At 52.8% G+C, this 26230-nt stretch carries 25 protein-coding genes; 24 read left to right on the top strand and 1 reads right to left on the bottom strand.

Going from position 1 to position 26230, the window contains the following annotated elements:
* The first annotated feature begins 58 nt into the window (after nucleotides 1-58).
* The 24 genes from HF679_RS04780 to HF679_RS04895 all read left to right on the top strand — a co-directional run bounded on the left by HF679_RS04780 (nucleotide 59) and on the right by HF679_RS04895 (nucleotide 23032).
* On the top strand, nucleotides 59-1063 hold the full coding sequence (locus tag HF679_RS04780) for a terminase small subunit (protein ID WP_135184457.1): 1005 nt from the start codon (nucleotides 59-61) through the stop codon (nucleotides 1061-1063).
* The gene (locus tag HF679_RS04785) at nucleotides 1041-2345 is read left to right on the top strand and encodes a terminase large subunit domain-containing protein (RefSeq protein ID WP_123552188.1); all 1305 of its coding nucleotides are present in this window, start codon (nucleotides 1041-1043) and stop codon (nucleotides 2343-2345) included. The genes HF679_RS04780 and HF679_RS04785 overlap by 23 nt, the downstream gene beginning before the upstream one ends.
* Before the next feature lie 4 nt (nucleotides 2346-2349).
* The gene (locus HF679_RS04790) at nucleotides 2350-3756 is read left to right on the top strand and encodes a DUF4055 domain-containing protein (RefSeq protein WP_143716470.1); all 1407 of its coding nucleotides are present in this window, start codon (nucleotides 2350-2352) and stop codon (nucleotides 3754-3756) included.
* A gap of 1 nt (nucleotide 3757) precedes the next feature.
* The gene (locus tag HF679_RS04795; RefSeq protein ID WP_187042666.1) at nucleotides 3758-4870 is read left to right on the top strand and encodes a phage minor head protein; all 1113 of its coding nucleotides are present in this window, start codon (nucleotides 3758-3760) and stop codon (nucleotides 4868-4870) included.
* Between the two features lie 175 nt (nucleotides 4871-5045).
* Nucleotides 5046-5285 carry a hypothetical protein gene (locus tag HF679_RS04800; RefSeq protein ID WP_154145323.1) on the top strand — a complete coding sequence of 80 codons (240 nt, stop codon included), beginning with the start codon at nucleotides 5046-5048 and terminating at the stop codon, nucleotides 5283-5285.
* A gap of 118 nt (nucleotides 5286-5403) precedes the next feature.
* The gene (locus HF679_RS04805; RefSeq protein WP_154145322.1) at nucleotides 5404-6168 is read left to right on the top strand and encodes a DUF6651 domain-containing protein; all 765 of its coding nucleotides are present in this window, start codon (nucleotides 5404-5406) and stop codon (nucleotides 6166-6168) included.
* A gap of 87 nt (nucleotides 6169-6255) precedes the next feature.
* Nucleotides 6256-7392, top strand: a complete 1137-nt coding sequence (locus HF679_RS04810; RefSeq protein ID WP_132509900.1) for a P22 phage major capsid protein family protein — start codon at nucleotides 6256-6258, stop codon at nucleotides 7390-7392.
* A gap of 43 nt (nucleotides 7393-7435) precedes the next feature.
* Complete coding sequence (locus tag HF679_RS04815; protein WP_187042667.1) at nucleotides 7436-7648, top strand: hypothetical protein; 213 nt, start codon at nucleotides 7436-7438, stop codon at nucleotides 7646-7648.
* Nucleotides 7649-7651: 3 nt separating this feature from the next.
* On the top strand, nucleotides 7652-8062 hold the full coding sequence (locus tag HF679_RS04820; RefSeq protein WP_154145363.1) for a protein singed: 411 nt from the start codon (nucleotides 7652-7654) through the stop codon (nucleotides 8060-8062).
* Between the two features lies 1 nt (nucleotide 8063).
* Complete coding sequence (locus tag HF679_RS04825) at nucleotides 8064-8297, top strand: hypothetical protein (protein WP_076946755.1); 234 nt, start codon at nucleotides 8064-8066, stop codon at nucleotides 8295-8297.
* Nucleotides 8284-8667, top strand: coding sequence for a glutamate 5-kinase (locus HF679_RS04830; RefSeq protein ID WP_076946756.1), 384 nt, complete (start codon nucleotides 8284-8286; stop codon nucleotides 8665-8667). The genes HF679_RS04825 and HF679_RS04830 overlap by 14 nt, the downstream gene beginning before the upstream one ends.
* A gap of 1 nt (nucleotide 8668) precedes the next feature.
* Nucleotides 8669-9220: a hypothetical protein gene (locus HF679_RS04835; RefSeq protein WP_154145364.1), complete on the top strand. Its 552-nt coding sequence runs from the start codon at nucleotides 8669-8671 to the stop codon at nucleotides 9218-9220.
* Nucleotides 9217-9609, top strand: coding sequence for a phage tail terminator-like protein (locus HF679_RS04840; RefSeq protein ID WP_154145365.1), 393 nt, complete (start codon nucleotides 9217-9219; stop codon nucleotides 9607-9609). The genes HF679_RS04835 and HF679_RS04840 overlap by 4 nt, the downstream gene beginning before the upstream one ends.
* 24 nt (nucleotides 9610-9633) lie before the next feature.
* Nucleotides 9634-10806: a phage tail tube protein gene (locus HF679_RS04845; RefSeq protein WP_187042668.1), complete on the top strand. Its 1173-nt coding sequence runs from the start codon at nucleotides 9634-9636 to the stop codon at nucleotides 10804-10806.
* Between the two features lie 54 nt (nucleotides 10807-10860).
* On the top strand, nucleotides 10861-11361 hold the full coding sequence (locus HF679_RS04850) for a hypothetical protein (protein WP_154145366.1): 501 nt from the start codon (nucleotides 10861-10863) through the stop codon (nucleotides 11359-11361).
* A 149-nt stretch (nucleotides 11362-11510) separates the two neighbouring features.
* The gene (locus HF679_RS04855) at nucleotides 11511-11678 is read left to right on the top strand and encodes a hypothetical protein (RefSeq protein ID WP_227550046.1); all 168 of its coding nucleotides are present in this window, start codon (nucleotides 11511-11513) and stop codon (nucleotides 11676-11678) included.
* Between the two features lie 85 nt (nucleotides 11679-11763).
* Nucleotides 11764-12120, top strand: coding sequence for a hypothetical protein (locus HF679_RS04860; protein ID WP_154145368.1), 357 nt, complete (start codon nucleotides 11764-11766; stop codon nucleotides 12118-12120).
* Nucleotides 12121-12213: 93 nt separating this feature from the next.
* Entirely contained in the window at nucleotides 12214-15615 is a 3402-nt protein-coding gene (locus HF679_RS04865; protein WP_227550047.1) for a phage tail length tape measure family protein, read from the top strand.
* Nucleotide 15616: 1 nt separating this feature from the next.
* Nucleotides 15617-16090 carry a hypothetical protein gene (locus HF679_RS04870; RefSeq protein ID WP_154145369.1) on the top strand — a complete coding sequence of 158 codons (474 nt, stop codon included), beginning with the start codon at nucleotides 15617-15619 and terminating at the stop codon, nucleotides 16088-16090.
* Nucleotides 16077-16559, top strand: a complete 483-nt coding sequence (locus tag HF679_RS04875; protein ID WP_154145370.1) for a DUF1833 family protein — start codon at nucleotides 16077-16079, stop codon at nucleotides 16557-16559. The genes HF679_RS04870 and HF679_RS04875 overlap by 14 nt, the downstream gene beginning before the upstream one ends.
* Nucleotides 16560-16568: 9 nt before the next feature.
* Nucleotides 16569-16949 carry a nitrite transporter gene (locus tag HF679_RS04880; protein WP_187042669.1) on the top strand — a complete coding sequence of 127 codons (381 nt, stop codon included), beginning with the start codon at nucleotides 16569-16571 and terminating at the stop codon, nucleotides 16947-16949.
* Nucleotides 16946-20005 carry a host specificity factor TipJ family phage tail protein gene (locus tag HF679_RS04885; RefSeq protein WP_187042670.1) on the top strand — a complete coding sequence of 1020 codons (3060 nt, stop codon included), beginning with the start codon at nucleotides 16946-16948 and terminating at the stop codon, nucleotides 20003-20005. The genes HF679_RS04880 and HF679_RS04885 overlap by 4 nt, the downstream gene beginning before the upstream one ends.
* Before the next feature lie 76 nt (nucleotides 20006-20081).
* Nucleotides 20082-22268, top strand: a complete 2187-nt coding sequence (locus HF679_RS04890) for a hypothetical protein (protein ID WP_187042671.1) — start codon at nucleotides 20082-20084, stop codon at nucleotides 22266-22268.
* A gap of 11 nt (nucleotides 22269-22279) precedes the next feature.
* Nucleotides 22280-23032: a hypothetical protein gene (locus HF679_RS04895; RefSeq protein WP_261802978.1), complete on the top strand. Its 753-nt coding sequence runs from the start codon at nucleotides 22280-22282 to the stop codon at nucleotides 23030-23032.
* Nucleotides 23033-23069: 37 nt separating this feature from the next.
* Here the strand turns inward: HF679_RS04895 and HF679_RS04900 are convergent, their stop codons facing one another.
* Nucleotides 23070-26225 (bottom strand): SGNH/GDSL hydrolase family protein, encoded by a 3156-nt coding sequence (locus HF679_RS04900; protein ID WP_261802979.1) that lies wholly within the window; start codon nucleotides 26223-26225, stop codon nucleotides 23070-23072.
* Nucleotides 26226-26230 lie beyond the last annotated feature (5 nt).

Consider the following 26230-nt stretch of genomic DNA (forward strand, 5'->3'; position numbering starts at 1 on the left):
ACAAAGGCCATCAGATAGCTGTTGGCTTTTTTAATGGCTTCAACTACAGGAAAAGACCATGGCAAAACCGGACTGGGGCGAGCTTCAGCAACGGTTCCTGTCCGATCATGCCGCAACCGGCGTATCACCGAAGGATTGGTGTGAAGCGCAGGGACTGAACTACGCTACCGCCCGTCGATATATCAAAAAACCTTCTGCGCAAACTGCGCAAAAACCAGCGCAGAAGAAATTGCGCACTGCGCAAAAGGAAAAGTGCGCAGAAGAGCTGGCGGATGATGATGGTCTCACCGCTCAACAGCGTTTATTTGTCGCGGAATACCTGAAGGACAACAACGCCACGCAGGCCGCCATTCGTGCTGGGTACAGTAAGAAGACTGCTGAACAAATTGGTTATCAGCTGCTTCAGAAACCTTCAGTTGCGCAGGCCATTGCGCAGCAGCAGAAAGCGTCCATTGTGCGCACGCTCGGCAGCGCGGATGAAGTGCTCGAACAGATGTGGCAGCTTGCCACCTTCGATGCCAATCAGCTTTCACAATATCGCCGCGGAAGTTGTCGTTACTGCTGGGGCTTCGGTCACCAGTATCAATGGCGTGATGCGGTCGAGTATGAAGAGAAGCGACTCGAAGCGCTTGAGCGCAAAAGACGCGAGCCTCTCGACATTGGTGGTTACGGCTATGACCACACCAGCGCGCCCAATCCTGAATGCCCCCGTTGCAATGGCGACGGCATCGGCCAGCCGTTCTTCGCTGACACGCGCAAACTGGCACCGGATGCTGCGCTTGCCTATTCCGGCGTGAAGCTCGGGAAAAATGGCGTAGAGATAACCGCCATCAGCCGTGAACGAATGTACGAGGCTGTGATGAAACGCCTCGGCCTGGCTGACAGTGAATTTGCTCAGCGCCTGCAGCAGATTGAAATCGAGCGCCGACAGCTGGAGGTCGAAAAATTACGGAAAGAGCTCGCAGCTGATCCTGAAGATGACGAACCAACGCCGGTAGCGATCAATATCAACGTCGTGGATGCAAGAGTGAGGGAAGAGGATGGCGATAGCACCGACGCTTAACATCCCTCAGGCCCGCTTTCTCGCGATGCAGAGAAAATTCAGAGCATTTGTCAGTGGGTTCGGTAGCGGGAAAACCTGGGTGGGATGCAGTTCCATATGTAGGGGGATGTGGGAGCACCCTAAAATCAACCAGGGCTATTTTGCACCAACGTATCCCCAGATCCGCGACATATTTTATCCCACGGTTGAAGAGGTGGCCTTTGACTGGGGCCTGAATGTCAAAATCAACGAAGGTAATAAAGAGGTTCATTTCTACGCTGGGCGTCAGTATCGCGGAACGACAATCTGCCGTTCAATGGAGAAGCCGCACACCATCGTTGGTTTTAAAATCGGTAATGCGCTGATTGATGAACTGGACGTGATGCCCGCCAAAAAGGCAGAGTTAGCCTGGCGGAAAATCATTGCCCGTATGCGCTATAACATAGCCGGATTACGGAACGGGATAGATGTCACCACGACGCCTGAAGGATTTAAGTTCGTCTATCAACAGTTCGTCAAAGCGATCCGCGAAGACCCGGAACTCGCAACTCTGTATGGCCTGGTGCAGGCTTCAACATTCGATAACGAAAAAAACCTGCCAGATGACTATATTCCTTCTCTTCTGGCGAGTTATCCGCCTGAGTTGATTAAAGCGTACCTGCGCGGCCAGTTTACCAACCTGACCAGCGGGACGATTTACCACCAGTTCGACCGCAAGTTGAATAACTGCAAAGAAGAAGAGCAGCCCGGCGAGCCGCTTTATATCGGTATGGATTTTAACGTGGGGAAAATGGCCGGCATTGTTCACGTTCTCCGCCTCGGGCTTCCCTGTGCCGTAACGGAAATCATCAAGGCTTACGACACCCCGGACATCATTCGCATCATCAAAGAGCGGTTCTGGCTGTATGACGGCCATGACTATCGAAAGGTGCGGGAAATCTACATTTACCCAGACGCTTCTGGCGATTCCCGAAAATCAGCTCATGCCAGCACTACGGATATCGCCCAGCTTAAGCAGGCTGGTTTCAACGTGATCGTGAACAATTCAAACCCGCCGGTAAAAGACCGTATCAATTCGATGAATGCCATGTTCTGTAACGGCAAAGGCGAGCGTCGCTACAAAGTAAATGTGAAGCGGTGTCCGGTCTATACGGAATCGCTTGAGCAGCAGGTATGGGGTGAAAACGGCGAGCCAGATAAAAAAGCCGATAACGATCACCCCAACGATGCCGGCGGCTACTTCATCGTGAAACAGTTCCCGATCGTCAAACCAACCGGCAAAGTCACTAAACTGCGGATGTAATACCATGCCAGATATTTCAACACCCAATCTCGATTACAACGACATGATAGAGGCGTGGGATATCAACGATGCGTTGATGGGCGGCACGCTCGAAATGCGTCGCCAGGGTACGACGTATCTCCCTAAGTGGCCTAACGAAGACCCTGACAGCTACAAAGAACGATTAGCGGTTGCAACCTTGCTCCCTGCCTATGAAGAAGCCATTAAACAGAATATTGGGCGGGTATTTGCTGAGCCCACGGTTCTGAGTGAAGACACGCCTGAAACAATACAGGAGTTGGCGCCTGATATTGATATGGAAGGAAACCGGATCGATGTCTGGGCACAGCAATTTTTCAGTATCGGATTCCAGTATGGTCTGGTGCATGCGCTGGTGGATTTCCCGAAGGTTGACCCGGAGGCAGTAAAAACAAAGGCCGACGAAAAAGCAGCAGGCTCCCGCCCATACGCCACGATGCTTAACCCCCGGCAGGTCATTGGCTGGAAGTCGAAAGTTGCCAAAGGGAAGGTGGTGCTGACCGACCTGCGTATTAAAGAGGTGATCGTTGTCGATGGCGAAGATTACGGGCAGACAAAGGTGGAGCAAATTCGCCATATCATGCCCCGCAAAGTCGAAATTTATCGCCGTAACAAGGGGGATAACGGCGAAAGTCAGTGGCAACTTCACGACGAGTGGGAAACCAGCCGTGATGATATTCCCCTGGTGACGCTCTACACGAAACGGACAGGATTTATGCGCGGCTCTCCACCGCTGCTAAACCTGGCATTGCTGAACATCAAGCACTGGCAGAGCCAGAGCGAGCAAGACAACATCCTGCACGTCGCGCGTGTTCCGCTGCTGGTGGCTTACGGTTTGGCTGACGGAGAAGCGTTAACCATCGGATCTTCTACTGCGACCCGTTTCGACGATCGCGAGCGGCAGGGCCTTGAGTATGTTGAGCATACCGGCGCAGCCATCGGCGCCGGGAAAATCTCACTGGAAGACCTGGAAAACCAGATGCGTCAGGCCGGGGCAAAGTTGCTGCGCGCAGAAAACACCTCAACCAAATCTGATGACCAGACGCATGAAGAGCACATGCAGGAGAATTCACCTCTTTATACGATGGCAAGCTCACTGGAAGACGCGCTCGATAACATTCTGCAGATCATGGCGGAATGGCTGGACGAAAAAGAAGGCGGTAATGTTGATGTGCGTACCGAGCTGGATGTTTCGGCACAGACATTCGACTCTGCGGCCGCGACGGCGGTTCAGTCACTTCGGCAGGGTGGAGATATTCGCCAGATTGATGCGGTTCGCGTGCTTCAGGCGCTGAAATTCATCGACCCGGACGCGAAACCGGAAGAGGTGATCGACGAACTGAGGAACCAGCAGGTGACGCTGGCCGGCGGCCCGAATAATCCAGGTGGTTGAGATGGCAACGGCGAATGAAAAACTCAGTGACGAAAGCCTGGCTCACGCGATTTTGGTGAGTCAGTACAGTACTGGCGTCGCGAACAGGATGATAAAACTCCTGAATGACAGCGACGCAGAACTGACGGCCCGGCTGCTGGTGGCGATGGATACTCTCGATGCTGAAAGTTTCACGGTGTCGAGGCTCGAATCTCTGCTGGTCAGCGTCAGGGCACTAAATCATGATGTGGTGCAGTCGATGAGCGAAAGCCTCGCTGGCGAGTTGCAGGAGCTGGCGCATCATGAGGCAGGATTTCAGCTAAGTCTCTTCCAGTTTGCGATCCCTGATGATGTGCTGGCGTTTCATCCGCTGGTGGGCATTTCCCCGGACGCTGTTTATGCCGCGGCAATGGCCCGGCCTTTTCAGGGGCGGTTACTGAGCGAGTGGGCCGGCAGCCTTGAAGCCGACCGCATGACGCGCATCACTAATACCGTGCGGCAGGGTTTCCTGCTGGGCGATACAACGGAACAGATTGCGCGTAAGGTTCGCGGCCATGCTAACCGCGGCTACCAGGACGGCGCGCTGCAAATGAGCCGGTCAAACGCCGGCAGTATTGCTAAAACAGCTGTAGGGCATCTGGCGGCAACTGCGCGCCAGAGTTTTGCGACGGCGAACGACGACATTCTGAAGGGCAAGCAGTGGCTATCCACTTTGGATAACCGGACATCAAAAGATTGCCGGATTCGTGACCGCCTCAAATACACCCTGGATGATAAACCCATCGGCCACAAAATCCCCTACCTGCAGGGGCCGGGGAAAATTCACTTTTGCTGTCGCAGCGTCGAAACGTACATCCTTAAATCGGCGGACGAGCTCGGTATTGCCGTAGGTCAAATATCAGATAGCTCCCGCGCCAGCATGGATGGTCAGGTGCCTGCGGATACCGATTATCAGGGCTGGTTCTCGCGACAATCATTCACGCGGCAGTCCCAGATTGTTGGCGTGACGCGCGCCAGGCTGATTCGTGATGGCGGCATGACTCCTGATGAGTTTTACAGCGACAAAGGCGAATGGTTGACGCTTGACCAGCTACGTAACCGTGACACACAAGCGTTTAAAGATGCCAGAATGTGATAGGGTAAATTCGTGGTGAATGTAGGATGCTGACCTGCGCGCCAAAGCGTCCCGTGAGAAACGGGCAAGCCGGAAACCAGATTCACTTCGGTGAATCCCTGCCGAACGTTTTATCGTTTGCCGTGGCAGCACCGGCCGCCACACTTATTCTGTCTCATTCAGGGGGCTATTAAGCATGAAGATTTTTTTAAGGGGCGGGCCAAGAGATGGTGAGTCCGTGCCCGCTCACACCGATGACTACGGTGTACCATTCGAACGAGTTCAATTCCCTCAGCCTGTTTCTGATGCATCCCCAATGTTTGACAATGGTTTTGATGCCTATGATCTCGAACAGGGTATCCTGGTATATACGCTCGAAAAGATAGTAATAGACGGAAAACTGCATCACTACGAATATCACTATCAAGGTCGCTAAGGCGGCCTTTTTTAATATCTGAAATTCACCACAGGCTGCCTCCGGGCGGCCTTTTTTTATTGCCGCAATCCGGATGGTGAGCGGTGCAACGGTCGGATGACCATGAAAAGGTACCAACATGAAACTGAAGACAGCAGAAGTAAACGGCAAGCAGTATGCAGAAATTGACGCGAGCGGCCTGCCCGTCTATGTCCACGACGACGGCCAGGAGGTCGGTTTTGATGCCGTCCAGGCGGTGGGGAAAATTTCAGCCCTGAATGGTGAGGCAAAATCTCATCGTGAAGCCAAAGAGGCTGCTGAAGCCAACCTGTCTAAATTTGCCAAAATCGGTGACCCAACTAAGGCTCTCGAAGCGCTCGACATGATGACTAAAATCGACCAGAAAAAGCTGATCGAAGCGGGCGCTGTTGACCAGGTGAAAGCTGATATCACCGCATCGTTCCAGACTCAGCTCGATGAAGCCACTCAGCGCGCGACTACCCTTGAAGGCCAGCTCTATCAGGAAATGATCGGCGGTCGGTTCTCTGGCTCGAAATTCATCGCAGATAAAGTGGCAATTCCGTCCGACATGCTCCAGGCCCGCTTTGGTCAATCGTTCAAAGTCGAAGATGGCAAAGTCGTTGCCTACGACGGTACAGGCAACAAAATTTATTCCCGCTCTAAGCCGGGTGAGTTGGCGGCCTTTGATGAGGCGCTGGAATTCCTGGTAGAGCAGTACCCGCAGAAAGACCACATCCTGAAGTCCAGCGGGAATCAGGGTGGTGGCTCTCGCCAGTCTCAACATGCACTCGGGCAGAAAACGATGAAACGCGATGCGTTCTCCAGTCTGAGCCCGGTGGAGCAGCAATCGACCCTCAAAGGCGGTATTACCGTCGTCGATTAATTCTTTTGCCAGTCGCCGGATGGCGGCTGGTGCCAGAGCTGGATAGCTCAACAGCCCTAAATCTTAATCTCCAAGGAAACCATGCACATGGCTAACACGCTTACCGGGTTGATCCCGACTATCTTTACGGCTCTGGATACCGTATCTCGCGAGCAGGTTGGTTTTATCCCGGCCGTATCGCGCAATGCCAAAGCTGATGCGGCGGCGAAAGACCAGACAGTAACCGCTCCTGTTGCGCCAGCGGCAACTACTGTCGATATTACGCCGGGAGCCACGGCGCCTAATGACGGCGACCAGACGATCGGCACCGTTGATGTCAAAATCACTAAATCCAAAATGGCTCCGGTCAAATGGAATGGTGAGGAACAACTGGCTCTGGGGCCTGCGGGTTCATACAACACCATCCTGGCGGATCAGTTCAAGCAGGCGTTCCGTGCGCTGGCAAATGAGATGGACGCGGATCTTGCAGCTCTGTACTTCGCTTCCTCCCGTGCTGTCGGTACGGCCGGTACAGCTCCGTTCGGGGTCGCCGGTGATTTGTCTGATGCGGCAAACGCGCGCCAGGTCTTGTCCGATAACGGCTCCCCGACTACGGATCTGCAAATGGTCCTCGGCTCATCGGCTATCGCTAACCTCCGCGGTAAACAGTCTGTCCTGTTCAAGGTGAACGAGTCCGGCACTGATGCGCTGCTGCGTGAAGGTATCGTGGGGCGTCTGGAAGGTTTCAACATCCACGAATCTGCCCATGTTAAGAAACGTGCTGCATCTCAGGCTGCCGGGTATCTGGTGAATGGTGCAAAAGCTGAAGGCGAAATCCTGATTGCGATTGATACCGGGACTGGTGCTTTTGGCGCCGGTGACATCGTGACGTTTGCCGGCGACAGCAACAAATACCTGGTTGCTGCCGCGACCGCCACGACCATCACCCTGGCAGCTCCGGGATTACGTCAGGCCCTGGCCGATAATGCCGCTATTACTGCTGGTGGTTCCTACACCGCAAATATGGCGTTTGACCGCAATGCGTTCCTGCTGGCGGCTCGTACCCCGGCGATGCCGCAGGGCGGGGATACTGCTGATGACGTAATGAACGTTACGGACCCGGTATCCGGTATCACTTACCAGGTTGCGCTCTACCGTCAGTACCGCCAGGTGCGTTACGAAGTTGGTCTGTCCTGGGGCGTTGCGGCAGTGAAAACTGAGCATTCTGTTTTGCTGCTTGGTTAACAATTATGGGGCTTCGGCCCCTTTTCTTTTTTCTGGGGTAATTATGGCTGGATTAACCAAAGAACAGCGCGCAGAACGCGCAGCAGAAAAGCTTGCGACCGCGCAGGTTGATACCAATACTCCTGCACCGCAGGCACCGCAGCTGGTGGTGATGGTTACCGATTTCATAGCATTCCCCGGCGCGCCGACCACCGCAAACGTTCATCCTGACGAAGTGGAAAACTGGAAGGCACACGGCTGGAAAGAAACGGAGTGATGCATGATTACATTCATCACCGTTGAAGGCGTCAATCTGATTCTGGGCGCCACCTGGACGGATGAAAGCAAAAAAGCCAAATCTGTGCTGATGGCTAATACCTGGATGAATGGCCTCAACCTTAAACTGCCATGCGATAAGGCAACTCACGAAACCATCATTCCTGACGATGTGAAGCAGGCTGGCGCCTACGCAGCGCTAGCGGCCTCGAATGGTGGCCTTTATCAGCAGAAAACCGATTCTGGTGTGTTGCTGAGTAAGACGGTGGATGCCGACGATGTCTCTGTTTCAAAGTCCTTTGCCGAGCTCGCCACCAATAGCTCGGCATTGCTTGATTCTGATCTGCAGCTGGCGCTTGCAATGCTAAAGCCCTATGGCGTTAGTCAGTCTCAGGTGCGGCTGGTAAGGGGATGATATGCAAAATCCTGATGTGCATTATGCCGGTGATGGGCTCGGCCCTCGCGATGTGTTTGTGAATGGAAACCCGATCAATTATGTCGTTTACGCGAACTTGGTAAAGGGGGTTGTTGAGTTTGCACCTCATCCATTGCGAGCTAAACGAAATGGTGAAATCTATACCCGTAGGCTTCGCGGTTCTGTGATCGTTAAATTCCGTCATAGCGGTGGTGAATGCGATGGGTATACGTGATGAGTTGCAGGGAGAAGTCGCCGCAGCATTCGATACCGACCTGCAGGATGCGGTTAAGGCGTTCACCGGCAGTTACACCGTTCGCGGTGCATGGGATCCGGTAACGGAAACCGGTAGCGAAACGGTGGTGGCCTATTCAGGGCGCGGTGTTCTGGCGCGGTACAAACTCCGCCGTATCGATGGCGTTAACATTCTTCACGGTGACCTTAAATTAACCGCCCTGGTTAACGAGGTGAACGATAAGCCGGCAGTCGGGCATTTCATCATGGCACCGGACCCGATTACCAAGGCGCTACAGCGCTATGAAGTTATAACGGCCGCTGCCGATTCCGCCGCGGCTGCGTACTCCATTCAACTGCGGAGGGCGTGATATGGCTAAGGGCTGGAGTATCGACCCGGCGACGTTTGCCGGGCTGGTGGCCGAGGATATCAAGCTTCGCCAGCGAACTATCGCTATTCAGCTGCTGAATGAAATCGTTCAGCGGTCGCCGGTAGGAAATCCTGAGTTGTGGGCCATTAATGCCACCGCCGTTCAGTACAACAAAGCGGTAGGAGAGTGGAATGAGTCCCTCTATGCCGACCCTGCGAACCTGACCAAAACCGGACGTCTAAGAAAAAAAGTGCAGGTTAATGACGGGATGGATATTAAACGTCCCGCCGGTTACCGCGCTGGCACCTTCAGGGCGTCACATTTCGTGAGTATTGGCGCGCCTGATTATTCGGTACCAGCCGAACCTGACCCGCGAGGAACGATGACGTTTCTCAACGGCAAAAACATTATCGACCAGGCGCCGGCCTACTCGGTGATTTATATCCAGTCAAACCTCCCGTACTCCGTGCCTCTGGAGAATGGTCACTCAACACAGGCGCCTACTGGTGTCTATGCCGTCTCGTTTAATGGTGTGATTCAGGCCTACAAATGACCCTCACAGAAATCAGAAATGCTGTCATTTCCCGAATGGCGGCGCAGACCGCTATTGCTTCTGATGCGGTGGATTACCCCAATGGCCCGGTATTCGACCCCAGCGGTCGCAGCATCTGGGCCCGTCTCGCCAACATATCAGGGCAGGCAGGTGCAACCGAAATCGGGGCGGGTCCAGTCGTTCACAGGACCGGCGTACTCATTATCCAGCTCTTCGTCCCGGTAGGTTCAGGCACGCTTCTGACTACCCAGACGGCGGACAAATTAACCGAGCTTTTCGAGTTTCAGGACGACGGAAAGCTGAGTTATTTCGCCGTCTCAGCTGTGCCCGCCGGTGAAACCGATGGCTGGTCACAGCTAAATCTTCAAATCCCTTATCGCGCTCTGTAGCGCACAAAAAAACAGGAGGCTCCTGTGAGCTCAGGTGCAAAAGTAGTATCCGCGGTAATTCGCGAGACAACCCCCGGCATCACGCCTACTGCGGGCTCATGGAGTCTGCTACGTCGCACCTCGTTTGGTGTGAAACCAACGCAGAACACCAATGATAACGACGAAATCGGCGGCGACCGCATGGCGCAGGGCGTGTCCCGCGGTACGGTAGATGTCGGCGGCGATGTCGGCACGAGGTTTCGCTGGAATCAGCACGATGATTTCCTTGCCAGCTGCTTCGGCGCTGAATGGATAAACAACGTGCTGACTATGGGCAACGGGCGCATCACTTTTTCAGTGGCTACCTATGCCGGCGACGTGGGGATCGCTCAGATTGCCCGCGGCTGCCAGGTCGGTACTTTTCAGATGGAAATCCCGGGCGACGGGGACATTACCTCGACCATCACGTTTGCCGGTCTGGACTGGGAAACGAAAGGGGATGACACCAGCTATTTCACCACGCCAGTGGATACCGCCGGCGCGCTGCGATATTCATTCAAGGAAGTCACAAATATTAGGCTGAATGGTGTTGATGGCGGTACCGGCTTCTGCGTCGATACCTTCAATATCCAGTTCAACAACAACATGCAGGTGCAGCGCTGCGTCGGCACTGGTTCGGCGTTCGCCGGCGCCAACATACAAACGACTTTTACGCCCTCCGGGCAGGTTACTCTTTCGTGGTCAAAAGCTGCGTGGGATCTTTATAAGAAAACGTTTACCGGCGAAACGGTGCCGTTTAGCTTCACGCTGGAGAATGCTGAAGGTGCTTATACCTTCGACTTTCCGGAAGTGCAGATTTCCGGTGACTGGCCAGATGCCGGCAGCACTGACATTGTCCAGGTTCAACTCGATATCACGGCAGCCAATACTCCGCCCACGATAACGCGAGCGCCGAAAGTAGCCGCTACGGCCATCAGCGTAGCTCCACTCACATCATCTGGTGCGATTGGCTCAACTGTTAACCTGACTGCCACGTTAACTCCAGCGGACTCCAGCGACACAGTTGAATGGACGTCTTCGGATCCGGCGATTGCCACCGTGACTTCAACCGGGCAGAAAACGGCGCAGGTCACGCGCAATGCTGCTGGTACCGCGACCATTACCGGCAAAGTGCGGACCTTTACCGCAACCTCTGCAATTACCGTCACTGCCCCTTAATTTCCCTGACCCGTCCCGTAGCACATCGCGGTTCGGGCTTTTTATGGAGCCTTTATGCTGATAATCTCCACCCAAATTGACCTGAACGGCGAACGCTGGTTTTTCCCTTTCAAGAAGCCAGAAGGCAGCAAGAAGAAATTTACCCCAGAAGAAGAATCGCTGTTCAAACTTCGCCTGCTGGTGGCCAGCAGTGAGAGTCCGGAATATCGCTCTCGCAACGCTTTGGTGCGTCGCCACATCGACAAGATGGATGCAGGTTACCAGGTAGGGACAAAGGATTTTAACCTTGCCAGCGTGGGCGATATCGACTCTGTTGATGACTTGCTGATCGACAACGTCGCCCGGTTTCTGCTGAAAGACTGGGAAGGTGTTGGCCAGTTGGTAGATGGCGCCGAAGTCGCTATCAACTACTCACCAGAAATTGGGATTGTCATGCTGAAGCAGCACCCTGAACTGTACTGGCGGATACTGGCCGAGGCTGCAAATATTGCTCAGGGTAAAGAGCAGCAGACTCAGGAAACCGTAAAAAAGCCCTCGAAGCGCAGCAATGGCTGAAAGAGTTCGGCGGCGAGCAGGGCGAAAAATCAAAGTGGCGACGGGAGAGGCTAAACCTTCCGTCAATCCCAGAACCGACCATTGATGCTGTAACGGGGGAGATCCTCAACGCTTACGCCATGATATCGCGCGGCAGGCAGTATGCCGGAATGGCTGGTGTTCCGCTCCCGTTGTCCCTGAGCGATATAGACCGCTACCTGTCCTCGCGTTACATCCTGATTGACCGTATCGAATTTGACGCTGCGATACTGGCGCTGGATGACGCCTGGAGGGCTGAGTGGGCAGCAGAGCAGAAGCGAAATAGCAACAAAAAATGACTTACCAATATTGGTGATGGTGCTTTTTTGCCCTCAATTCCATGTGTGATAGGATGTTTCCGATTGCAATCAAAGGAAACATGGAATGAAAAAAATATTGGCAGTAGCATTGGGTGCGCTTTTGTTGACGGGATGTACGGTTCGCGTGGCAGACTTAACTGTAGCGAGCACAAAAAACTATAACCTGAATGGTGGCAAGTTCTATAAAGGGAAGCGCGTAACAGCAGAAGATAGCTACCCGGTTATCATCTTCCCTACAGGGATTCCAAACGTTAAAACCGCTGCTGACCGTGCGATTGAAAAAGATCGCTGTGCCGTTGGTCTGTCTGACGTTGTTGTTACTCAACTAAATCACGCCTTCCTGTTCGGTAAGATTGGTCTGCGTGTCGAGGGTAACCTAATCATCGACCGTAGCATGCCGGGTTGTGAAAACGCGAGTTGATACATCTAGCCACCTTCGGGTGGTTTTTTCTTTCTGGCCCTCAAAAATCAAACCTCGCCTTAGCGGGGTTTTTTATTGCCCGGAGAAAGGTAAATGACAGAACAAACATCCCGTCTCGCAATTATTCTCGATAGCTCCGGGGCAGAGAAGCAGGCCGATAGCTTAACGGTTGCTCTTGATAAAATGACCCAGTCTGGTGACAAGGCTGTAAGCAGTATATTCAAGGTAACTAAAGCTACCGATGAAGAAAAAGAAGCACTCAATAAATTGCGATCTGCCATCGATCCTGTCGGCGCGGCAATAAATACTGTTGGTCGTCGATTCAGTGAGCTAAAAAAATACTTTGATAAGGGGCTGATTGACGAGGATGAATTTCGCTCACTGTCTAAGATGTTGAACGACACTACCGAGGAATTGAGCGGTGTCGCTCAGGCTCAACGGGAAGCGAAAAAGGCAGGTGAATTAGCAACCGCGCAGCAGGAAGCACAGGCGCAGGCATTTCAGAGGATGCTGGATAAAATTGACCCACTGTCATCTGCGTTGCGTAATCTGGATCAACAGCAAAGTGAACTGAATAAAGCCTTTGAGTCGGGGAACATTAACGCTTCGCAATATGATGCCTACAGCAAAAAACTGCAGGAGACACTCCGGGAGGTCACTGGAACTGCTCAAGCAGAACGCGAGGCAGCAAAGGCCCACGACGAGCAGGTTGCCGCATTGCGTCGGCTTGAGGCGCAGATTGACCCCGTTGGAGAAGCTTTTCGCCGGCTGAACGAACAACAGCGGCAGTTGGACGGCGCTAAAGCGACTGGGATGCTGTCACCGCTGGCATATGATCGTCTGAACAGCAAACTCTCGGAGTCCCGTGATGCGTTGGAGAAAACGCAGTCCCAACTTAGCAAAACCGGTATGTCTGCAAAGCAGACAGCCTGGGCAATGGGCATGATCCCCGCTCAGATGACTGATATCGTTGTCGGTCTTTCCACCGGTCAATCGCCGTTCACGGTGTTGATGCAGCAGGGAGGCCAATTAAAGGACATGTTCGGCGGCATTGGACCGGCGATTAAAGGTGTTGGCGGCTACGTCACTGGGCTGATCAACCCCTTCACTTTGGCTGCTGCGGCTGTCGGTGTTTTGGGGCTGGCTTATTACAAAGGCTCCCAAGAACAGGATGAGTTTTATAAGTCACTGACCATGATAGGAAACCTGGCGGGGAAAACCTCCGGTCAACTGGCCGATATGGCCTCCCGTGTATCAGTAGCAGCCAACTCCACAACAGGCGCAGCCGCTTCAACACTGAATCAGTTGGTATCATCCGGTAAAGTCGCTGGCGACTCTCTGGAGCGCGTGACAACCGCTATCGTTAAGACCAGCGAGGCAACGGGCATTGCTACGGATAAGCTGGTTGGTGATTTTAACGATATCGCCGCCGACCCCGTCGCAGCCATTACCAAACTTAATGACCAGTATCACTTTCTGACGCTGGCAACCTATAACCAGATCAAAGCACTGCAGGATGAGGGGAATCAGCAGGATGCTGCCCGCGTGGCTACTGATGCCTACGCCAACACCATGCAGCAACGTGCGAATGATATTCATCAGAATCTGGGCCTTCTTGAAAGTGCGTGGGACTCTCTGGGTAAAACTGCGAAAGGCGCCTGGGATGCGATGCTTAATGTCGGGCGTGAGCAAACTCTCGCCGATAAGTTAGCCACCTTAAACGAAAATATCGCTGAAGCGCAGAAAGGCCAGGCTGAAGGTGGGTTCTGGAATGGGGTTAATGCTCGATTCAGCAACCTTCCTGAAATGCTTAAGCAAAGGGACGCCATTCAGTCGCAAATCACAGCTGAAGATACACTAAATGGAATATTATCAGACCACGACAAAGCAGAACAAAAACGCATTAAAACTCAGCAGGAGGCGGATCGGGTTAACCAGCAACTCCTGTCGAATGCTGATATACGCAACGAGAAGCTCAAACAGCAGAGCGAGTTCCTGAAGGCTGGCTCAATTACTGCAGAGCAATATGCAAAAAATGTTTCTCGTATTAACGAGCTGTATAAAGACCCGAAATCACCCAAAACGCCAAAGGGTAAAGCCTTTACCGAGGACGCAGCTACTCGGTTACTTGATCAAATCAATCAGCAGACTGCCGCTATGCAGTCTCAGTTGGACGCGAGCGATAAGCTGAACAGCGCAACACAGGCTCGGGTTAAGTTCGAGCAACAGATCGCTGACCTCAAGTCTAAAACACAGCTCACAGCTGACCAGAAGTCACTCCTTTCCCGTTCTGATGAAATCCTGCAGGCCTACAAGCAGCAGGAGGCACTGCAAAACTCTGTTAAGACGTTGGACGATTATCGGAAGATGCAGGAGCAAATTGCGCCGAAGGAGCTGCGGCAAAATGAGACGCTGCAAAAGCGCCTCGAAATCCTGCAAAAGATGGTTGATCTCAAAAGACTGTCCCCTGAAGCCGCAGGACAGCAAGCCAGTGATCTGATTAGCAAATCAGTGCTTCCGGATTCCGTTATATCAGGTGTGAACAAGGCTGGTGGAACGCTCACTTCGGGGGCGACGAATAGCGACCTGTCTGGTCAGGGCTTGAACATGATAGGGCTGCAAATTGATCCGCAGCTCGAAGTCATTGATAAGCTGAAACAGGCCCAGATTGATTATGCAGACTGGCTGAATCAGCAACAGCAGGCGATAACGCAGAGCACCGTCCTGAATGAGCAGCAGAAGCAGCAACAGTTACTGACCTTGCAGCAACAGGGCCAGCAGAACCAGGAAGCGTTAAGCACGGCAGTCTACGTTGCGCAGATGCAATCCGCACAAAACTCCTTCTCAAGCATCACTGATTCGATGGGGACAATGTTTGGTGAGCAGTCAGCAATGTATAAGGCGGCATTCGTAACGCAGAAAGCGTTTGCGATCGCACAAGCTGCCCTGCAACTTCCTATGGCAATGGGGCAAGCGCTGGCCGGATTACCTTTCCCGGCTAACCTTGCAGCTGTTGCACAGGTTATTGCCCTGATGTCCACAATAACCTCCAGCATAACCAGCGCTGCAGGCGTTGGCTTCGCTTCTGGTGGCTATACCGGTCCCGGCGGGAAGTATCAGCCAGCCGGCATTGTCCACAAAGGCGAGTATGTCTTTGACCAGGCGTCAACGAACAGGATCGGCGTCACTCAACTTGAAGCGTTGCGAAATGGTCAGCCGCTGGATGCGACGCTAGGTCGTTCTGGTTTTGGTACCGGAGTGCAGAACGTCAACAGTAGCCAGAAGACGATTGTTCACGCCCCGATAGTGCAGAACAATAATCTGCAGGGAATCACTCCTGAGCAACTGACATCGACCCTTAACCAAAACAACGGATTAATGAGTAAGCAGCTATCAAAGCAAATCAAATCCGAAATGGCCGGTGAGGTGATTACTCCAAAGGGTGAATTTGGAAAAGCGCTGAAAAGCCGCTATGTAAGGGGGTATAAGGAATAATATGGCCGACATCTTCTACCCGCATGACTACCTACCGATGCCACTTAAGGATGGATATGGATTCCAGCCGGTTAGCCCCCTGAAACGTACCGAAAAGATTACCGGTCGCGCGCGTCAGCGTCGGGCGTATACATCAACCCCGACTCAGGCGACCGTTGCTTGGTTTATGGAGACTGACGCTCAGGGTCTGGCGTTTGAATCATGGTTCCGGGATGCTCTCTCCGATGGTGCTGCCTGGTTCATGATGAAGTTACAGACCCCCGCAGGCGTAAAGTTCTACAAATGCCGCTTTACGGATATCTATCAAGGTCCGGTGCTGGTAGCACCAATCTACTGGCGTTATTCCGCCACGCTGGAACTGTGGGAACGGCCGCTTATGCCTGCGCCTTGGGGAAATTACCCTGAGTGGATTGTCGGTAGTTCGTTGCTTGATATTGCGCTTAACAAAGAGTGGCCTAAGCATGACGATTCTTGATCGGCTTTATGCCAGCGACGGTTCGGAAGTCATCATTGAAACGTTGCAAATCAGTATTGGTGATTCCGTTTACTATTTTTGCAAAGGTTATGAGGATATTACTACGGCGACCGAGAACGGCGACACCATCACGTTCATAGCTTCCGCTATTGATATTGCCCTGCCAGCCAGAAATAGCGACGGCACCCAGGATTTGCAGTTCGCTATAAGTAATATCGATGGCGAAGTGAGTACGTCTATACGTAACGCGCTCAGTAATCTGGATAACGCCTCGCTGACATATCGCCAGTACATTTCAACGGACCTGAGTGCGCCAGCGACGGTGCCTTACACCCTGGCGATTAAGTCGGGTTCATGGACAGCCATACAGGCGCAAATCACTGCGGGTTACATGAATGTACTCGACACAGCCTGGCCTCGCTTTCGCTACACGCTGAATGAATTCCCCGGTTTACGTTACATGAATTGAGGTTCTTCCATGTTCAATCCTGAGAAATACCGTTCAGTCATCTGGCTGAAGGGCGGCCGGGTGCACCCCGAACTTGACTGTTTCGGCATCGTGAATGAAATCCGGCGGGATCTCGGGCTGCCTGAATGGCCAGACTTTGCCGGCGTCACAAAAGATGGTGGAGGGCTCGACCGCGAGGCGAGAAAGCTGATGCTACGCCTCGAGCGCTGCGAGCCTTGTGAGGGGGCTGGAGCGGCTTGCTATTCCGGATCTGCCGTGACACACGTGGGAGTCGTGGTGATGCTTGATAATCAGCTGCAGGTCGCGGAATGCAATCCCGGTTCAAACGTGACATTTATGCCTGTGTGGCGTTTTAAGCGACGGTTTATCAAAGTGGAGTTCTGGCAATGACGATCCGTATTTATCCCTCCCGGCTCCCGGGTGAGCCACTGGAACGGCATGAACACGGCACCATGACTTTGCACGACTGGATGTTGAAGAACGTAGCTGGCTATTCAAAAGCCAAAGTGCATCCGATTGCTGTTGAGGTGAACGGAAAACCAGTTCATTCGAACGCATGGCCACTATGCCTGCTAAATCCGGATAGTGATGTCAGAATTTATCCTGTTCCCTATGGTACCGGGCTGGAAATAGCCGCCTGGGCTGCTGTTGCAGTTGCTGTCGCCTCTGCTGCCTACTCAATTTATATGATGTCCACTCTGGATAAGGGGGGCGGTTATTCATCGGCCAATGGCCTTGGGCTCGATTTAAATCCGGCAAAGGCAAATACGGCAAAACTCGGGGATGCTATCCGTGAACTGTTTGGACGATATCGCATTTACCCTGATTACATGGTGCAGCCAGTAACGCGCTTCGATCCAAACGACCCGACCCGCATGGTCGTTGAGATGTTGATTTGCCTGGGTGTTGGGAATATCGCGTTTACCAAGGGCGATATCCGCGTAGGGTCAACACCTGCAACTTCTCTTGGTGCCAGGTTTGCCCATAACATTTTCTCTCCAGGCGCGGATGTGTCTGGCGATCACCGTAGTGAAAACTGGTTCAACTCCACTGAAGTTGGCGGCACATCCAGCGGCAGCGGCCTTGATATGGCTCAGACATCGCCTGATTCCACGGATATCAATGCCGACAGCATGACTGTTTCGGGCGCATCGGTGACGTTTAACGGACTGGACGATGGCAATGATGATGACGATGACGGCAACGCGTTGCCTGAGTCGTGGGTTGAAGGTGCCATTGTCACGATCGTTGCCCCAATGAACTTTCTCGTCTCAACATCTTCAGGCTACAGCGTTCTGGCAAGCAATTCTCTGGATGAAATTATCCCGTATCCGGGAATGCCGGTGACGCTGGAGATAGGCGGTGCGGAGTATGAGCTAAATCTAGCGACGTACACGGCAAAACAGGATGCTGTTCCGGGAACCGGCGGGAATTCTGCCAGCCTGAGAGCCAGTGCATCACCCACTACGTATGATTACTCCGGCGCAGGCCAGACCTTTACGATCACCTGGCAGGGACTCGTATACACAATTTCTCTCGTTGCAGATTATGTGAATATGTCCGGCCTGCTGGCGGTAATAAACGAGGGCCTGACAGGGTCTGGATTACTGGCGCAGGATGGTGGCGGTGTTGTGCTGATTGCAGAGGCTTCTAGTCCATGGCTCGGTGGAAGCATTGCATCATCAACGTTACCGGTTTCTGTCTTTGGTAGTGGTCCTGTGTTCACTTCTGGCGCCGCATCCTCTGGTGGTAGCCCGGCAATTACGGCTAGTGTCACACTGGCGTATGGCAGCGCCAGCGGAGCGGCGTTCTCCGGAATACCGGAGGGAACACAGCGCCTGTCACTATCCCATCGTGGGAGCGAATACCGGATTGCGGATGCTGACGGTACTACTGCAACCGTTCAGCGCCTGATTGATGGCGTTATCGACCCCACCTGGCTGGGATTTGCTCCGCGCACGATGATCGACTATCAGGCCACCGGTATCAACGATAACGATACCTGGATGGGACCATTCCTAGCTTGTCCTGAAAATGAGGTTGTTGACGCATTCGAAGTGAACGTTTCTTTCCCCAGCGGGCTTTGCGGGTTTGACAGTAAAGGCAAAAAACGTATTCGCCACACCGGTATCGATGTTCAATATCGTGCATACGGAACCGGAGGAGGGTGGCAAACACTCTCCTTCCCGTATGCTGAGAAAAACGTGAATGCGCTGGGCTATACGCACCGGGTTACGTTGTCAACTCCGGCGCTGGTCGAGGTCCGTATGAGGCGCCAGAATGAGCAAGGCAGTAACAATGCCCGTGATTCTATGTACTGGCAGGCGCTGCGCGGGAGATTGTTGGCTCGTCCGTCCTCTTATGCCGGAGTCACCCTCATGGGAGCAACGGTCGAGACAGGGGGAAAACTGGCGGCGCAGTCCGATCGTCGGGTGAGCGTTGTTGGTACACGAATTTATGAAACAGGCACCGCGCGCAGCATCTCCGGCGCACTGTATCACGTAGGTCGCTCTCTGGGGCTGGCCATGGATACCGAGGCAATTGATATGCTGGAGTCAACCTACTGGTCGCCAGGTAGCGAGTATTTTGACTACGCTACGGGTGACAGCATTTCGGCACTCGAAATGTTGCAGAAAATCACCAATGCGGGGAAATCGTATTTCCTGCTGAGTGACGGGCTGGCATCGGTCGGTCGGGAAGGGATTAAAAGCTGGTCCGGTATTATCAGTCCTCATGAAATGACGGAAGAGTTGCAAACATCCTTCACGGCGCCTTCAGCCGATGACTATGACGGTGTTGATGTGACCTATATCAACGGCACGACCTGGGCTGAGGAGACGGTGCAATGCCGTATGCCAGACAATCCGACACCGATAAAAGTGGAGAAATATACGCTTGACGGCGTTCTCGACCCGGATCGTGCATATCGAATTGGCATGCGTCGTCTGATGAAGTATCTGCATCAGCGGCTTGGGCACTCGACCAGTACAGAGCTTGAAGCGCTCGTTTATCAGTTCGGCGATCGCATCCTGCTCACCGATGATATTCCGGGTAATAACACAGTGAGCACTCTTGTCGTCGATATGTCCACCGGTAGCGGACAGACAACGTTTTCGGTAACAGAGCCGCTCGACTGGTCGTTTGAAAATCCACGGGCTCTTTTACGTTATCAGGACGGATCCGCATCAGGGCTGCTGGTGGCCACGCGGGTAGGGGATTACGAACTTTCCGTTCCCTGGCAGGCGGGCTTTGATGACATCATCCTGGATGATCCGTGTATCGAACCACCGCGGCTCATTTTCTGCAGCTCCACACGCAGTTATTACGATGCCATTTTTGACGAAATAGGATCGCCGTCAGACGGTACCTGCTCGATAACAGCCCGACAATATTCCGAGATTTTCTATCAGTACGACAACGCCACATACCCCGGCAACGTCGCGTAACACCCACTAAAACCCCCGATTAACTTTATTCGCTTAAACCCTCGTTTAGGCGAAGACTCTTTTTGGAGCAAAAAACATGGCCGAACTTAACCCGCCGCTGGGAACGACGACGCCGGAAATATTTTTAGATAACGTTAAGCGGGCCGACCGACTGGTGAACGGCCCGGCGGCCACCGTCCCCGATCGCGCCGGCGAGCCGCTGGACTCCTGGCGACTTCAGCAACAAAAAATGGAGGATACGCTCGATAACTTCCAGGAAAACGGCGGCGCCCTGGGGTTTGGCTCGCGTGATGAATTGCTGGCCTACACCCCGGATAAAGCCAACGTGCTGGCCGTAGATACCAGCGCCGGGGAGCAATATCTCTGGACAGGTACAGAATGGGTTTCTTCGGAATACCAGGCCAACGAGAAGATCAAAACGCTGAATGAGACAATTAAGAAGGGTGACGCCAGCGACGTGATTTTCAAAGTTGTCGATTTACTTGGCTGGCGCCAGTTTTACGCGCTGACTACCGGGGAATTTGGGACAAAATTCACCCGCATAAAACCTGACGGAATTGAATTGTCCGGGTTCAATCTGAAATTCTCCGAGGAGGCTGGGTTTTACTTTCAAAACTTTATTGGGCAACGGTTGACGATCATTGATGAAAATGGCGTTGTTGCTCCGAGGAGTCTGCGTGCGACAGTTGCCGGGGCGTTCGGTACTGATGCTGCGAAACTGTCCCACTCAGGGATTGTGTTTGACGGCGGTAATGCCCGGATCGATATCTCTGGCCCTGAATTTATCAAGGCAGCCGATATCATTGGCAGAACCAAAACCGTTGTCGATAAATACGGGAATTGGGTCGGTGGCGGGGGCGGAATGTCGCAGCAGGACAGGATCGATATTCTGAATGCCGAGAACCTCAACTATTACAGTAAGGTCCGCAGCCGGTATAACACAGATATCGAGCGTCTTGTGTTTGCACTTACGTTAATTCTGGGCTCGGGCCAGTCTCTGGAATCGACTCAGGAGGGGTTCCCGGCGCTGAGCACGAGTGTTTACGAGAATCTGGGTAACCTGATGCTGGGTGATAGCCCGCGGCCAAACAGCAGGACCGCCGCGAATTTCACCCCCGTCGGCACGCCGGAACTGAAGCCGCTAAAGGCTGTTGTACAAAGTTCTGACGGCTCCACGATTTTGACTACAGCGCAAATTTCTGCGTTACCTGCCGGCGCACCTAACGAAGGTGAAGGTGCAGTGGCGACAGTTAACATGCTTCGGGCGTTGTTCCTGCGGCAGATGTCGTTGCTAACTGATCCCTCTCGCGCATTCGTACTGGCAAGTTGCGGGGTGAACGGGAGGACCATTGAAGCCCTTTCGAAAGGGGCCAGCCCTGAGTTATATAACCGCGTTCGTGAGGCTGTGACCAAAATTAAAGCGATTGCGGACAGCCAGGGTAAATCGTTTGGTATCGGCGCTATTCTGTTCGATCAGGGGCAATGGAACTACAACCCTGCATATGGCGGCGATGGTACCCGTGTGGGATGGAAGTCGTTATTCCTCAAATATTACGATGACCTGGTGGCCGATTTTTGCGCGGGGCAAAATCCCCCTGCGGTGTTCATGAGCCAGACCGGGGCGGGATATACCAGCGATACCAACGAACTTGCGATCGGGATGGCCCAACTGGACCTGGTGACGGCTGGCGGGAATTTTTACGGATCCGGTACTACCTACCAGTTGCCGGATAAAGGCGGTCATTTAACCAGCAACGGGTATCGGTGGCGGTCTCAGCAGGATGCAAAGGTCGCATTCCGTGTGCTTGTCCTGGGCGAAGGCTGGGAACCGTTACATTGCGTCAGCGCGGAAGTTAAGGGGAATGTTGGCTTGCTCTCTTATGCGGTTCCTTATCCTCCCCTCCAGTGGGGGACGCCCTATGTTGGCAGGACAGCGACCACTTACGCCGATAAGGGGTATCGTGCTACCGATGACAACGGATCACTTCCCATTGCCGCGGCTGAAATCGCCTCAGATACGGTAGTGAAACTGACATTCAGCCGTACCGCCGTCGGTACCGTGAAAATCTGGTATGCCGATAAGACGGTGCATAACGGTAATGGCTGCCTGAAAGACAGCGATCCGTTCCTGGCTACGGAAAATTACGTTTATATCGCGGGTAGCGGCCAGTACGCCGATGAGAATATCCCCGAACTGGTGGGGAAACCGTACCCACTTCATAACTGGGCCTGGGCTCAGGTCATTACCACGATTGCAGCATAAGGAAAATCATCATGGGTATTACGCTTTACACCAATAATACTGAATCCAGCATTTCAGAGCCTGATGGTTATTCGCCAGGATTTGATACAACGACCCTTCGCCGGGCGGAAATATTTACGTATACCGGGATCGGAAATAATTTAATGCCCGGTGAAGATTTACCCATCACTGTTGGCTCACCATCGTTTATTGATGGAACGCCATTTGTTTCATTCTCTAATAACGCGTCGGTTGCACACCTGAACCTCGGCATTCCTGACAGTGGGGCCCAAACGTGGTTTGCGCTTTTCGATCCAAATAATGACGCATCACAGCGCATTGTTATGGGAAGCTATACCGGCACGAGTGCAAATAATCACCCTGGTGTCAGCATACTTATTGAAGCCAGTGGTGTGATGCGTTTGTCTCAGGGGTATCACAATACCTCGACCGATATTTACGGTGTGGCGTACGGTGATGTATCAACGTTTCACAAAGAAAAACCGATGCTGCTGAGTCTGGTTCTTGATGGTGGAAAAAGCACCCTGACAGACAGGACGAACAATATCGTAACGGGTACGATGTTAACCGGCCCTCTTGAGCGAGCGCCGGCAAATATCCGGGTTGGTAAGGGAGGCGTGGGGTTATGGGGCTCAACTACGGCTACAAGCCGGATAGGTGCCTACCTGGTGTTTGATCGGGTATTGTCTGAGGAGGAACAGGCCACAGTGCATGCTTATCTCCTGCGATGCGTCCAAGCTAAATTCCCCTCTGTAACTTTCTGACCTGGCTGCGGCTATCATCATCGATAGCCGCTATTTTCTATTTCAAAAATACCGGTACGCTCAGGGCCCGAGCGATTGCCCCCGCAATAGCGTACCCTCCTGTTGACGGGTCAGGATGTAACCCGTCACCTATCATCCACGGTCTGGCTGAGCCAGCGGAATAATCTGCATGGTTTAAACCGAAGGACGCCTGCAGATTCAAAAAAGCCACATCCCTGTCATCCCGCGCAATTTTGTACATCACCTCCGCATAGGTTGTCATAGGAATTGAATTACCCGTTGGTCGGTTATTCTCTGCCGGACAAATCAGTAAAATATCGGCAGTCGGCCGCACGGAACGCACACGATCAATCATCGTGAGAATATTGGTACGGAATGTTCCGGCAGACAGTTGCGCGCCCTGGTCGTTAGTTCCCAGCATTATCGTCACGAGATCGGCACCCAGACTCTCAAACGCATCAAGCCATCTCTGATCCATCGCGTTGACCCAGTGGTTAGTATGAGAACCACTACCCCCCATTTTATGAACTAATACACCCGACGCGGTTTGATTAAGGATGTTCGCCCCGTACAGCGTCACCGGCGGGGTGATGACGGTATACGTTACCGTACCGCTACCAACTGTCGGCAGCGCCAGTGGCAAAATCTGCATCCCCGCCGGATAACTCAAAAGGTCAATTGTGACCGGTTCGCCCCCCGTAGCCTGGTACTGAATCACTCCAGAACCGCCCTCTGCGAACAGGAAAGAGTCAAAACCCAGCGCAAAATTCTGGCTGTATGAAATCGTTGCACCGCTGGCGGCCGCCGTCACAGACGAAATATCCGGCCCATGCCCTGTGTTGTAAGCACAGGTAAATCCGGACTGTACGACTGATGTACCCATTACATCTGTGTTGTCGCCATTATTGTCAAAGCCAAATGAGCGCCATCCGAACCCGACCGGAGGAACCGTGGCAGCTGCACCTGTATTGTTAAAATATCGCCACAGCAACTGCGCCACTTTTAGCACATAACGTGGTGACATCCTAGTGTAGCTGTCGCCCAACATTGCCGTAACCTGACGCACAGCATCACCAAACGTCATTTTGGTCATTCGCATATGCGTTTCACGGAGGCGCTCAATACCAAAAACATCCGGGATTGTCTCTGTCGTTACCTCACCAGAGCCTTTCATTTTTACCGGCGTTCCGTCGGGCATCTCCGAAAGATAGTAGTACGCATACTCCTCAAATACGGTTGCGGTCGCCCCCTTCTCAACCTGTGCATCGTTATATCGGTCTGCTCCAAAAGTGATCCGTGCGTATGCGATTGTTGAATCAGTAACGAACGATGTCAGCGTCTGCACAGATGATGCGTCAGCGCGGATGAACGCTTTACTGGCGTTGTAATACGCAATAAATCGGGCACCAACTACGAGCGCATACGCAGTGTTGTAGTCGAGTGGGATATAATCTGAATACACATACCGTGAATCGGGGGAAATAACGGAGCCTGATTCATTGATATACCCAGACTGAACCGTTTCTTTGTTAAAAATGTTTTTCCCCAGCGCCATTAAACCATGTGAAACAAAATTAATATCCAGTTCATCGCCATTAACGATATCGCCTGGAATACGAATCTGAAAACCGTCAGGAAGCACTTTACGCATGACATGCACATAGTCTTCAACGGGTGGCAGTGTTGGCGATTTGGCTATAAACATCGCATCTTTGTTTGACAGGAGTGTAGTCACTCTCACATATTCCGCAGACGTGGGGGCAGTAACAACATTAACCGCCGACACCGACGAAAGATATTTTTTATCCGAGTCGTAGAAGTTAATGAAACGCATCGACCGGCTTGAACTTAGAACATCACCCGCCGACACTTTAATGTATTCCGACGTGATGTATATGGACCCACTGGCCGCCGGAACCGGGAACCATGCACCGAACTCGTTGATATAACCATCAACCACCTTGTTCTTATTGAACAGGTTCGTACCGGGACCGTATAGGTCTGTTTCAGTCAGAGCCTTTACGGGGTCAGAAAAGACTACCGGCACCCCAGAAAATTCCGAAGGAGCCTTAGTTTTAAACGGTTCAAATTCGGTGGCCTTGTTATTCCTTTCCACCATGGTGACAGACAACACGACAGAAGGAATTTCTATCCGCATATAGGCGGCGGTAGGCGGTATTACCAGCGGATTGACAGGTTTTGTTGAATAGGACGAATCATACTGGCGGCTGATAAACATGCCCTTAGCGTCGTAGTATGCTGTAGCTTTCCACGGGTGATCGACACAATGCGGCACCGCTGGATCGACGGAAATATACCCTGATACGGTCATGCTGGTATCGGTATCTGTCAGGATGGTACCGATACTGGAAAGATGCACTCCGGCCATAGCCTCGGCAGGGTTAAACAAATTTTTCCCGTTAGCAAACCCCAGTGATTTATACGTATTTGTTGGCGCGCCTTTGATTTCATTCCGCAATACAGACTGGTAAGCCCTGTACGGCATTTCACCTGCACCGAACGTTACCTGATACGCATCAATATTTACCAGTGGTACGGAAACAATGAAATATGCAGTGCCGGCAGGAACAGTAAACGCCAGAACCGATGACAAATCAGATAAAAAATTATCATTACTGTCAAAAAAGCTGACCACTCGGGTCATTGTTCTGGAGGTATATGCACCGCCAGCAACGGCAATAATTTTTTCTGAATAACAGTAATCGGGATTTTCCCGAGGAATTCCCGTCCCCTCAAACAGATAGAAACCGGAGATCACCGCACCCTTGTTGAACAGGTTCACGCCGGGCCCTACCAGGCTGGGAATAATCCCCTCTACGGCTTTCTGTGAAGTCATACGGCGCCCGGTAGGTTGCAGCGTCCCACTAACGTTCATGATCTCAATAGCCAGCGCGCTATTATCCGGGCTGCGGTAATAGGTGGTAGAGCCGGGAGGAATATTCGCGATATCATTTTGCGCTTCCGCCAGCGTCTGGTACTGCTTATTGAGCGGAATGATGTTCTGCCGGATTTCATCGTTTTTCGCCATCATCTGGCGCCAGGTATCGAGCGGCTCGCCGGCGCGATCGGGAACGGTGGCCGCCGGGCCGTTCACCAGTCGGTCGGCCCGCTTAACGTTATCTAAAAATATTTCCGGCGTCGTCGTTCCCAGCGGCGGGTTAAGTTCGGCCATGTTTT

Source organism: Enterobacter sp. JUb54 (genome assembly GCF_014298075.1).
GTDB classification, from domain to species: Bacteria; Pseudomonadota; Gammaproteobacteria; order Enterobacterales; family Enterobacteriaceae; genus Klebsiella; species Klebsiella lignicola.